The sequence below is a fragment of the Faecalicatena contorta genome, from assembly GCF_021531995.1.
In the GTDB taxonomy this organism is placed as follows: Bacteria; Bacillota; Clostridia; order Lachnospirales; family Lachnospiraceae; genus Dorea_A; species Dorea_A contorta_A.
Genome location: NZ_JAFBIZ010000104.1, coordinates 1 through 11,028, shown reverse-complemented (window position 1 = coordinate 11,028; position 11,028 = coordinate 1). Strand labels below are relative to the sequence as shown.

The 11,028-nt window shown below is 40.1% G+C and carries 12 protein-coding genes; 9 read left to right on the top strand and 3 right to left on the bottom strand.

The features are described from left to right. Positions 1-172: 172 nt before the first annotated feature. Positions 173-703 (bottom strand): hypothetical protein, encoded by a 531-nt coding sequence (locus tag JQM82_RS12390; protein WP_235250657.1) that lies wholly within the window; start codon positions 701-703, stop codon positions 173-175. 1 nt (position 704) lies between these two features. Next, positions 705-1,865, bottom strand: coding sequence for a MarR family transcriptional regulator (locus JQM82_RS12385; RefSeq protein WP_235250656.1), 1,161 nt, complete (start codon positions 1,863-1,865; stop codon positions 705-707). A 739-nt stretch (positions 1,866-2,604) separates the two neighbouring features. Here JQM82_RS12385 and JQM82_RS12380 point away from each other — a divergent pair. The 8 genes from JQM82_RS12380 (at position 2,605) to JQM82_RS16545 (ending at position 10,073) form a co-directional block, all read left to right on the top strand. Further along, on the top strand, positions 2,605-3,006 hold the full coding sequence (locus JQM82_RS12380) for a hypothetical protein (protein WP_235250655.1): 402 nt from the start codon (positions 2,605-2,607) through the stop codon (positions 3,004-3,006). A 104-nt stretch (positions 3,007-3,110) separates the two neighbouring features. Further along, on the top strand, positions 3,111-3,266 hold the full coding sequence (locus JQM82_RS12375) for a hypothetical protein (protein WP_235250653.1): 156 nt from the start codon (positions 3,111-3,113) through the stop codon (positions 3,264-3,266). Between the two features lie 123 nt (positions 3,267-3,389). Next, the gene (locus tag JQM82_RS12370) at positions 3,390-5,165 is read left to right on the top strand and encodes an oleate hydratase (RefSeq protein WP_087315751.1); all 1,776 of its coding nucleotides are present in this window, start codon (positions 3,390-3,392) and stop codon (positions 5,163-5,165) included. Positions 5,166-5,419: 254 nt separating this feature from the next. Then, positions 5,420-5,989: a DUF308 domain-containing protein gene (locus tag JQM82_RS12365; RefSeq protein WP_235250652.1), complete on the top strand. Its 570-nt coding sequence runs from the start codon at positions 5,420-5,422 to the stop codon at positions 5,987-5,989. A 57-nt stretch (positions 5,990-6,046) separates the two neighbouring features. Continuing rightward, positions 6,047-7,402: a radical SAM protein gene (locus tag JQM82_RS12360; protein ID WP_235250651.1), complete on the top strand. Its 1,356-nt coding sequence runs from the start codon at positions 6,047-6,049 to the stop codon at positions 7,400-7,402. A 69-nt stretch (positions 7,403-7,471) separates the two neighbouring features. Then, positions 7,472-8,665 carry a methionine adenosyltransferase gene (gene metK / locus JQM82_RS12355; RefSeq protein ID WP_235250650.1) on the top strand — a complete coding sequence of 398 codons (1,194 nt, stop codon included), beginning with the start codon at positions 7,472-7,474 and terminating at the stop codon, positions 8,663-8,665. Between the two features lie 31 nt (positions 8,666-8,696). Continuing rightward, the gene (locus tag JQM82_RS12350; protein ID WP_235250649.1) at positions 8,697-9,560 is read left to right on the top strand and encodes a DegV family protein; all 864 of its coding nucleotides are present in this window, start codon (positions 8,697-8,699) and stop codon (positions 9,558-9,560) included. A gap of 102 nt (positions 9,561-9,662) precedes the next feature. Further along, positions 9,663-10,073: a phospholipase D-like domain-containing protein gene (locus JQM82_RS16545; protein WP_087281292.1), complete on the top strand. Its 411-nt coding sequence runs from the start codon at positions 9,663-9,665 to the stop codon at positions 10,071-10,073. 42 nt (positions 10,074-10,115) lie between these two features. Here JQM82_RS16545 and JQM82_RS12340 read toward each other — a convergent pair whose 3' ends face one another. Continuing rightward, positions 10,116-10,679: a TetR/AcrR family transcriptional regulator gene (locus JQM82_RS12340; protein WP_235250648.1), complete on the bottom strand. Its 564-nt coding sequence runs from the start codon at positions 10,677-10,679 to the stop codon at positions 10,116-10,118. A gap of 72 nt (positions 10,680-10,751) precedes the next feature. Here JQM82_RS12340 and JQM82_RS12335 point away from each other — a divergent pair. Continuing rightward, on the top strand, positions 10,752-11,028 hold a 277-nt coding region (locus tag JQM82_RS12335; protein WP_235250647.1), incomplete at its 3' end, for a DUF308 domain-containing protein.

Here is an 11,028-nt window from a genome sequence, read left to right as displayed (position 1 = left end):
GCCTTATTAAAGTGCGCCTAAAATGTCCGGTTATCTACATTTCATTCCAGAATTCGTGCTTTGCACGAATTCATCCTTGTTTTGGTTCAGAATTGCGAACAAGCTTAGCGAGTTTCGCAATTACCTATTTTTTATTGTTAATTATGAGTGCCTGTCCATAAATTGTCGATTACTAATCGGGGAAAAACTGATTCAGAATGTCAATGGTTTCTTTCGCAGTAAAACCCCAGAGAATGGTACTCAGCGCTTCTATCGCTGCGTGACGTTTCCGGTAATAGGTACGGTAAGAGATATTGCTGATATGCGGTTCAAGCTTTTCAAGGATCTCATCCGTGTTTTTCAGTTCCTGTGGAGACAGGAATGCATAATAGAGAATCCAGTAATACTGTTCTCCGTGCTTATGATTGTTACGGAGAAGATCAACGGAAGAATCTAATAGCTTCAACATCTTGTTACTCCGCTCAATGCTTTTTGCCCTTTCTGCTATGTCAGTTCCGGATAATTCTATCCCTGCAGCATAAACGGAATCTAAAAAATCATCCACACTGGTTCCATATTCCATACGGAATTGCGCTTCTAACTGCCGGACCACTACCTTCAGGCTGTATGTGGCATCCCGGTATCTTTGCAGAAACTTGTAAGTGTCGTGGAAGCGGGGATCTTCTTCAGGAGTCGCATAGCTTTGTTTTTTGGTTCTAGCCATTCTATTCACCCCCTTTCGCAGTAGCCATATATGTTTCAGCAGGCAGGCTAACGGCAGATTTTTCTTCTGGCGTGACAGTCAGTTCAAACCGATATGCAGCCTTTCCGTAAGGACAGATAATATTTAGTGTATATTGATTTACTGTATCTATGCAGGCTGATAAAGGAGATAATATATACCTGGTTTTGGAGCATTCGCAGCACGGAATCCCCTGTGTTTGCAGTAGTTCTGCAACTTTTTTGATGATAAATTTCATGTGAGAAACCGAAACGCAGGACTTATTTTTTGGAACGGTGATTTGTTCTTCTGTGACAGTTTCTGAAACGCAGACCTCTTCTTCGATTTCAGGTACGTGGATTGGCAGTTGCATGTTCATAGCGATTTCCTCCTTATCTATCATTACATCACTGATGTCAAACATCACAGACAGGTAGTAGTTAAGATAGATCATGCTGCCATGTTTGCCTTTGAAGCTGACAAGAGTGATGAAGTTTAACTCTTCAAATTTTTTCAAGATACGTGATATAGTGGTTTTTGAATGTCCCCAACGTTCTCCAAGTGAATGGAAGCTGGTTAGGGGATTACCTGTGTTATTTCGGTAATATACTACAGGTGCAGAGAATGAGCCTTGCACGGTTGGATCATTGTATATAGCATGAATCCACATATCCAGTAACATATCCATCTCTGAGCATTTCCCCAGGCTGATAAGTTCATGGACTTTTGCAATAGGGAAAAAGAAAAATCCATCATCCTTTTTGCAGGGACAGTTGTATTCCAGAACGGTATTGTCCTTTGCCCAGTCAGTGATCTTAAATTTTACGATTTTCTTATTTCCAAGAAGAGAGTATGTAATACAATTTTGCTTCTCCAGAAAATCTAAAATAGAGATTGCCTGATGCTGGAACCGGCAGCGAAACCATGTTTGAAGATCTGAAAGGGTACAGATCCATTCGCCGGGACCTACCATGTAGGTGATGTGTTCCATTCGCCGATAAGACGAGCGGTAATTGGCATAAGAGCAAAGCACGATATAGTAAAAAAGAAAAGAGCCTCCGTTTGTGCGGATGCTCTTGTCAGCGATAAGCGATTGTATAAAATCTCTGTAGATTCTGCAACGTGGGAAATCCACGATTTGTTTTATTTCTAATTTATAATCCATAAAATGCCTCCATTATATGCTTTGTAAAATTGTATTAATGTGTTAAAATAAGGTTGATTGAAAACTGTTTTTTAAACGTTCCCTGCTAATAATCCGGTGGTCGTACCGGCTTCGAATCTGATGCTGGCTAACGATTTGCTAATTTCATATCAGAATATTAGAGGATACGAGAGGAAACTTGAGGTTATTTCCTCCCGCTTAAATTGGCAAATTACCCAGGAAATTCAAGGGTCCATAGGGTATAAGAGGAGAGTAGGCTACACGTCAGTTTATTGCATTGTTTTTTCTCCTAAGCACTAGTTGTGAGTTCGATTCTCGCAGGGAACGTTGCAAACAAAGCGGTAATGATTCGCAGAAAATGCTATGTCATGAACCGCTTTTTTGTTTTAAATGAGATGAAAAAAAACAGGTAGGGAATGAATTTCCAGCTAATTTGAAGTGATTTTCGTTAGCTGGCGGCTAATCAAAAATGCTGTTTTGCAAACGGGAAAAAATGAACTTCCTGCTAACATCGGGGTTCGTTCCTGTTGCAACCTCAGATCGGGGATGTAAAACAGGGGAAAACGGGGTAGAATCCTTCGATGAAAAGAACTTCTGCAAACATCCATTAGCTGAAACAATAGAATATTTCATTAGCTGTAGCTAATGGCAAACGGGATGCTCGTTTGGATCAGATTCAAATATAAGAATCTAATCTGAACGGGCATTTTTTATGTCTATTTCGATGGAAAGAAGGAAGATGGCAGGAAAGGAATATACAGCGAAAGACAAGATCTTTTCTAAAATGACAAGAGAAGGTCTGACGAAAGAAGCACTCCGGGATGGTTCTGTGAAGAAAATCAGCCAGAAAAGCCGTGATGAACCTGAACTTGACAGTAAGGAGCGGGATGAGAAAAATGCGGCTCCCGGCAAAAGGATGTCGGACAGTTCCGGAAGAACTAATAACCGACGCATGAGAAGGTATGTGCAGGAATTAAGAATGTCTTCAGATATTGCATCTGAAGAAAAAACTGCAAGAACTTTTTCAAAAGCAAGCAGTGAAAGAATCATAGAAAAAAGGACAGCCGTTACCAGGGAAAGCTTCGTTCTCAGGAACAGATTCCGAAAGTATCTGGTATCTCGAATCAGAAAGATCAAGTAAAGAAGAAACGTGCTCGAAAGAGACTGACAGAAGAACAGGAAAAATCGGGTAGGCTTTCTTTTGGTGATGAAGGATCCGGCATGATCCGCGGAGCCGGAATAGGAATGGGTCGAAAGGTAGCAGCCGGTGCGGCACTATATGCCAGAAATCAGATAACAGAGGATGGAGATGATAATGCTGCTGTAGATGGTTCCGGTGCAATGATTGCAGCTGCTGATGAAGCGGCCCACAGTCTTCGCAGAGCACAGTTAAGAAGCTAGCCCTGTCATCGAAGAATTCGATGATGGGGCTATTCTGTTGATTGAGAGTAGTTATCATACAATGTATATTGAGGATGTAATTGTAAAACATATATAACGAATTGAAATTCAGGAGGTATGATTATGTATTATTCAAGTGGAAACTATGAAGCTTTTGCTCATCCGAAGAAACCAGAAGGAGTAGATCACAAGTCAGCTTATATTATTGGTACAGGGCTGGCAGCACTTTCAGCCGCATGTTACCTTGTCCGTGATGGTCAGATGAAAGGTGAACGTATACACATTTTTGAAAAAGATCCGATTCCTGGTGGTGCCTGTGATGGGTTTGAATATCCGGGTGTAGGTTATGTAATGCGTGGCGGACGTGAAATGGATAACCATTTTGAAGTTATGTGGGATTTGTTCCATTCTATCCCATCTATTGAAACTGAGGGAGTCAGTGTACTGGATGAGTATTATTGGCTCAATAAAGAAGATCCGAATTACTCCCTTTGCCGTGCTACTGTCAACCGGGGACAGGATGCACATACAGATAAGAAATTTGCAGTTTCAGACAAAGCACAGATGGAGATCATGAGGCTGTTTTTCACGCCGGATGAAGAATTGTATGATAAACGTATTGATGAATATTTTGACGATGAAGTATTTGATTCAAACTTCTGGCTGTACTGGCGGACGATGTTTGCGTTTGAAAACTGGCACAGCGCACTGGAAATGAAGCGTTACATTAAGCGGTATATTCACCATATTGGAGGGCTTCCTGATTTCACCGCTCTGCGCTTTACAAAATATAATCAGTATGAGAGTATGATCCTTCCGATGGTAAAATATCTGGAAAATGCCGGTGTCGTATTCCACTATAATACAAAGGTTGTAAATGTTGAGTTTGATGTTACATCCAACAGAAAGCAGGCTACCCGTATTGAAATTGAGGCGGAAGGTGAAACACGTTTCGTAGACCTCACAGAGGATGATCTTGTGTTCATCACAAATGGTGGATGTGTGGAAAACTCTGCAATGGGATCCCAGAATACGCCGGCTCCATATAATCCGGAAATCAAGCCAGGTGGCGGATGGGATATGTGGAGACGTATTGCCGCCCAAAGCCCTGACTTTGGAAATCCGGATAAATTCTGTTATGACAGTGAGCTGTGCAACTGGATGAGTGCCACTGTGGAGACACTTGATCAAAGAATTATTCCATATATCACAAATATCTGTAAACGAGATCCGTTTACTGGTAAAGTGGTCACCGGCGGTATTGTATCTGTAAAAGATTCCAGCTGGCTTTTGAGTTGGACGATTAACCGTCAGCCACAGTTCCGTTCCCAGCCAAAAGACCATTGTCTCGTTTGGGTATATGCGCTCTTTAATGACAGACCTGGTGACTATGTCAAAAAGCCAATGAGAGATTGTACAGGAAAAGAGATCTGTATGGAATGGCTGTACCATATTGGTGTGCCGGAAAACGAGATCGAAGAACTGGCTGAGAACAGTGCAAACACAGTTCCAGTTATGATGCCTTATATTGATGCCTTTTTCATGCCTCGTAATGATACGGATCGTCCAAAAGTTGTGCCTGATGGAGCAGTAAACTTTGCATTTATTGGCCAGTTTGCCGAGACCGCAAGGGATACTATTTTTACAACAGAGTATTCCATGCGTACCGGTATGGAAGCTGTTTATACCTTGCTTAATGTAGACCGTGGAGTTCCGGAGGTTTGGTGCAGCACATATGATGTGAGAGATCTTTTGAATGCGACTGTCAAATTGCGTGATGGAGAACCACTGACTCAGATGAAGCTGGGAATCAAGGAAAAGATTGCTGTTAAAAAGGCTTTAGACTTTATCAAAAACACAGATGTGGAAAAACTGCTGAAAGAATATCATGTTATTTGAGTTTGAAAAAATTGAAATAATCATATTCTTTTCCATGATAAACAAATAAGCAAAAGCTTTCCGTTGTCGACATTTATGTCGGCAATGGGAAGCTTTTATTGATCTTGGACTTTGAATGAATCCAGACAAACATGTTAAGATTGCCTAGTTTTTGGATATATAGAAGACGTTTGCCCATAGAAGAAGAATGAAATAGTATGTAGAATTTAGGCAAGAAAAAGAGAATGGAGGTGAAAATATTGAAAAAGATTCGTATGGCAAGAGATGGGTATGTTTTGATTTCAATTATTTTCTATATAGCTGGAATCGTATGTATGACAATACCATCTATATCCCCACTGGTGCTATGTATCACAGGGGGCATCATATTAGTTGCCTATGGAATTGTTAAGATTATTGGATATCTTTCAGATGATTTGTATGATCTGGCTTTCCAACATGATCTGGCCTGTGGAATATTCCTGATAGTGCTAGGAGTGATAGTGCTTGGATGTAATTTGCGTATCCGTTCATATCTTTCCCCAGGACTAGGATTGTTGATTTTGCTTGACGCTGTATTAAAAGTTCAGACTGCAAAAGACGCAAAAGTATTTGGACTTGAAATATGGAAATGGATATTGACACTTTCCATCATTGTAGCTGCTTTTGGGATCTTAATTATAATAAAGCCGTTTCAGGAAAGTCAGATCAGTCATGTCATTATCGGATGCGGTTTTTTTGCAGAAGGTCTCATGAATCATCTCACAGTCAAGGAGACGGTGAAGATTTCAAAACAAATCCAAGGACAGGCAAAGAACGAGGAAGATACTGACTGGGAAGAATAAAATGTTTAAGTAAAACTTATTATTAACAAATATAAAATTATAGGGAGGAATTCTATTATGAACGCATCAAATACTTTAAAGAAACTGGGAATCGAGCAGACATTCAATTATATTTACAAGGATCCGGATAAGCATATGCCGAAGATGATGGACTGGGCAGATAAATTTGCTGATGGAGAATTTATTTCTCAGAGAAAAATAATTCGGGATGCAATTACAGATCCGGAACATCCTTATTATCACTATATCCGCCGTCTTTTTAAAGAGGTAGCTCCCAATGTGACTAAGACACTTGCCGTGAATCTGTTTATTAATGCCAGTCTGGTTGGCTGGAAGAAGGAAGAAGAACTGAGAAAGAAGTATAACTGTAATATTCCATGGGCTATCCTTCTGGATCCTACATCTGCCTGCAATCTGCACTGTACGGGATGCTGGGCGGCGGAATATGGACACAAATTAAATCTTACTTTTGATGAGATTGATGATATTATCTGCCAGGGAAAAGAATTGGGCGTTTATTTTTACATTTACACTGGCGGCGAGCCACTGGTTCGTAAAAAAGACTTGATTCGGATCTGTGAAAAGCATTCGGATTGCGTATTCCTCTGCTTTACAAATTCCACATTAATTGACGAAGAATTTGCGGATGAAATGCTCCGTGTAGGTAATTTTGTACCAGCCATTTCTCTGGAAGGATTTGAAGAGGCAACTGATGGACGACGTGGAACTGGTGTATATCAGAAAGTACGTAAAGCCATGGAACTTCTCAGAAGAAAGAAACTGATTTATGGAATCTCTTGCTGCTATACCAGCGCTAATTATGATTCAATTACATCAGAGGAATTCTATGATACATTGATTGAAATGGGCGCCTATTTTGTATGGTATTTCCATTATATGCCGGTAGGAAACGATGCTGTTCCAGAGTTGATGCCTACACCGCAGCAGCGTACCGGAGTTTATGAGAAAATCCGTCGTTATCGTGCCACAAAGCCATTGTTTGCACTGGATTTTCAGAATGATGCAGAATATGTTGGCGGATGTATCGCCGGTGGTCATCGCTACTTACATATAAATGCTAACGGTGATATCGATCCATGCGTATTTATCCATTATTCAGATTCTAATATTCGGGAAAAGACGCTTCTGGAAGCACTGCAGTCACCGATGATGATGGCTTACCATGATAATCAGCCATTTAATGAAAATATGCTTCGTCCGTGTCCTATGCTGGAAAATCCTGACAAGCTTCGTGCAATGGTTGAAAAATCAGGTGCTGACTCAACAGATCTTCAATCTCCAGAAACGGCAGAACATCTTTGTGCAAAATGTGACCAGTATGCGAAGAATTGGAAGCCGGTTGCAGATGAACTTTGGAAAGAGAACAGGGCGAAAAAGAAAATTGCAGATTAAAGAAAAACTATAAATTTGAACATTGAAGTATTTATTCAGGTAATCGAAATAAATGAAAGGAAATAAAAAATGAACAAAAGTAAACGATTTTTTACATCAGAGTCTGTCACAGAAGGGCATCCAGATAAAATGTGTGATGCTATTTCAGATGCTGTGCTGGATGAATTATTGAAGCAGGATCCTATGAGCCGGGTGGCGTGTGAGACGGTAACGACTACAGGTCTTGTTATGGTAATGGGAGAAATTACTTCCAATGCATATGTAGATATCCAGAAGGTGGTTCGAGATACAATCAGGGAAATTGGATATACAAATGCAGAGTATGGTTTTGATGCAGATACCTGTGGTGTGTTAACAGCCATTGATGAACAGTCGGCAGATATAGCAATGGGTGTGGATAGGGCTCTCGAGGCAAAAGAACATAATTTGTCAGATGAAGAGATTGAAGCTATCGGAGCAGGGGATCAGGGAATGATGTTTGGATATGCGACGAATGAGACTAAGACGTATATGCCCTATCCCATTGAGCTTGCACATAAGCTGGCCTTGCAGCTGACAAAAGTACGAAAAGATGGAATACTTCCATATTTGAGACCAGATGGAAAAACCCAGGTAACTGTAGAGTATGATGAAAAGGACAAACCATTCAGGCTGGATGCCGTAGTGCTTTCTACACAGCATGATCCGGACATAACACAGGGACAGATTCAGTTGGATATTAAAAAATATGTGTTTGACGAAATCCTACCAGGTGGAATGGTGGACGAGAATACAAAATTCTATATCAATCCAACAGGCCGTTTTGTAATAGGTGGACCGCATGGAGACAGTGGATTGACAGGCCGTAAGATTATTGTAGATACATATGGAGGATATGCGCGGCATGGTGGCGGAGCTTTTTCCGGAAAGGACTGTACCAAGGTAGATCGCTCTGCATCATATGCGGCTCGTTATGCGGCAAAAAATATTGTAGCGTCAGGGTTGGCTGAAAAATGTGAGGTGCAGCTTTCCTATGCTATTGGTGTAGCACAGCCCACATCAATTATGGTGGACACGTTTGGAACAGGAAAACTCTCAGATGAGAGAATTACGGAGATTGTAAGAGAGAACTTTGATTTTCGCCCAGCTGGTATTATCAAAGAATTGACTTTAAGAAGACCTATTTACAGACAGACAGCTGCTTATGGACATTTTGGAAGGGAAGATTTGGATCTTCCATGGGAAAGACTGGATAAAGTAAATGAATTAAAGAAATATTTGTAATAGTATAAAAATGGCACAGGAGGATTATAGGATGAACGTTGCGATTGTAACAGACAGCAACAGTGGGATCTTTGAACAAGAAGGAAAGATTCTGGGTGTCCATGTCATTCCAATGCCGGTGATTCTGGAAGGGAAAATATATTATGAAGGCATTGATTTAATTCATGAGGAGTTTTATCAATGCCTTGAGGAAAACAGAGAAGTTTTTAGTTCACAGCCTTCGCCGGCAGAAGTGACAGACATGTGGGATAAGCTGCTATTATCTGAATATGATGAAATTGTATATATTCCAATGTCCAGTGGACTCAGTGGATCCTATCAGACAGCTCAGGCCCTGGCGCAGGATTATGAAGAAAAAGTACAGGTGGTTGATAATCATCGTATTTCTGTTACCCAGAGGCAGTCTGTGTTGGATGCACTGGTGCTGAAAGAAAAAGGGTGTTCTGCAAAAGAAATAAAAGAAGCTTTAGAACAAACTGCTTATGAATCCATTATCTATGTAGGCGTGGAAACCTTAGAATATTTGAAAAAGGGAGGACGTGTTACTCCGGCGGGAGCTGCCATGGGCACATTATTAAGTATAAAACCACTGCTCGTAATTGCTGGAGAACGTTTAGATGCCTATGCAAAAGTTCGTGGAACAAAAAGCTGTAAAAAGCGTCTGCTTATGGAAATGAATACAATTGCAGATGAATTTCATAAAAATAGTGATGAGATATATGTGGGCGTCGCAGGGAGCTTCGGAAAAAAAGAAGAACATCAGGAATGGATGGAAATGGCCCAAGAGATGTTTCCCTGGGAAGATGTTAAATACGATCCGCTGACATTCAGTATCAGCTGTCATGTGGGGCCAGGGGCTTTCGGTATGGGGATAAGTAGAAAAATAAGAATTTAGAATAAGTGGGGAATCAAATGAAGCGTTCATGGTTTAGAGCATTGCTCTTGAGACGAGTACAAGTATTATATCTGTACGCCATATTTGATTGTCGATGACAGCATGGTATCTGCATTGTGCTTAGCGGCTAAAAGCGGTGTAGATGTGCGGATTATCACTCCTCATATTTATGACAAGGCCTTGATTCATTTGACTACACGATCATTTTACAGGGAATTGATATATGGTGGTGTGAAAATATATGAATATTCAAAAGGATTTATGCATTCTAAAATATTTGTTTCCGATGACCAGATAGCGACTGTAGGAACAACGAATTTAGATTTTAGAAGCCTCTATCTGCATTTCGAATGTGGAGTATGGATGTATAACAGTAAGGCAGTATTACAAATAAAAAAAGATTATTTTGATACATTGAATGAGTGCACGCAGATTACATTAGAAGAGTGTATAGAAAGGTTGCCAATAAGAGTATTTCAGGAAATCTTGAGAATATTTGCCCCGCTAATGTAAAGAGCACCGCCAAGTTGAAGCGGTGCTCAATCTATTCGGGTATTATATACTTGAAGATTCGGACAATTCAAGAAATGCCTGCTTCAAAGAATCTCCAATCAAATCAGTAATACGAGTAACTGACTTCAAAAGGTCAAAGTTCATGTTTTTGTCCAGCCAATCTAATGTGTATCCAAGAAGGCAACATTTATAGTACTGTATTAGGATAGTTTTATCTTCAGAAGGAATATTCAAATCTTTGGTAACAGTATGTATGTATTGAGTTACTGTGTAGAGTATGATTCTTTCCAATTCGTTTTGGAATACATCTCGTTTCACAGAACGGTATATATGGAGCATGGCCTTTTTGCGTTTTAAGCAATGTTCAACAATTGGAATCAAGCAATCCGTCGGTGAACCAAAATGTCCGTTAGTCTGGATGATTTGATCTACATCAGATTTTATTGTAGTTTCCAGAAGCTCAGGAATGTCATGAAAATGATAGTAAAAGGTGTTTCGGTTGACTTGGCAGCGTTCTACAATATCCCTTACAGTAATCTTGGTGTAGGGACGTTCTTCCAGCAACTGCCAGAAAGCATCTATGATGGCAGATTTTGTATGGTTCATATATATATCAACTCGCTTTTTGTTTTTTTATATCGTAGCATAAAATGTCGAATGATACAATGATGCAGAACAATGAAAAAATTTGGAAAGATGATAAAAGGCATTTTGAAATGTATTTTGGGAATCTTTATCATCACACATGTGGGAATTACAATAGTGTTGTTTTCTTATGTGTTTAGTATTGTCATCATAATCAATGGAGTAATCTGTATGGAGACGGCTGTTTGCATGAAAGACATATTTCATGTGCGCTGTACATCATATGTTATTCTATCATGTATTATTATTCTGGTTGGAATTAGTATGATGTTCTTTTCACCGGATACAGTTTCAACCGCTGCATTAATGG

Excerpts from the sequence above, each read along its gene's own strand:
- JQM82_RS12390 (WP_235250657.1), bottom strand. The coding sequence starts at position 703 with ATGGCTAGAACCAAAAAACAAAGCTATGCGACTCCTGAAGAAGATCCC.
- JQM82_RS12385 (WP_235250656.1), bottom strand. The coding sequence starts at position 1,865 with ATGGATTATAAATTAGAAATAAAACAAATCGTGGATTTCCCACGTTGC.
- JQM82_RS12380 (WP_235250655.1), top strand. The coding sequence starts at position 2,605 with ATGGCAGGAAAGGAATATACAGCGAAAGACAAGATCTTTTCTAAAATG.
- JQM82_RS12375 (WP_235250653.1), top strand. The coding sequence starts at position 3,111 with ATGGGTCGAAAGGTAGCAGCCGGTGCGGCACTATATGCCAGAAATCAG.
- JQM82_RS12370 (WP_087315751.1), top strand. The coding sequence starts at position 3,390 with ATGTATTATTCAAGTGGAAACTATGAAGCTTTTGCTCATCCGAAGAAA.
- JQM82_RS12365 (WP_235250652.1), top strand. The coding sequence starts at position 5,420 with ATGGCAAGAGATGGGTATGTTTTGATTTCAATTATTTTCTATATAGCT.
- JQM82_RS12360 (WP_235250651.1), top strand. The coding sequence starts at position 6,047 with ATGAACGCATCAAATACTTTAAAGAAACTGGGAATCGAGCAGACATTC.
- metK (WP_235250650.1), top strand. The coding sequence starts at position 7,472 with ATGAACAAAAGTAAACGATTTTTTACATCAGAGTCTGTCACAGAAGGG.
- JQM82_RS12350 (WP_235250649.1), top strand. The coding sequence starts at position 8,697 with ATGAACGTTGCGATTGTAACAGACAGCAACAGTGGGATCTTTGAACAA.
- JQM82_RS16545 (WP_087281292.1), top strand. The coding sequence starts at position 9,663 with ATGGTATCTGCATTGTGCTTAGCGGCTAAAAGCGGTGTAGATGTGCGG.
- JQM82_RS12340 (WP_235250648.1), bottom strand. The coding sequence starts at position 10,679 with ATGAACCATACAAAATCTGCCATCATAGATGCTTTCTGGCAGTTGCTG.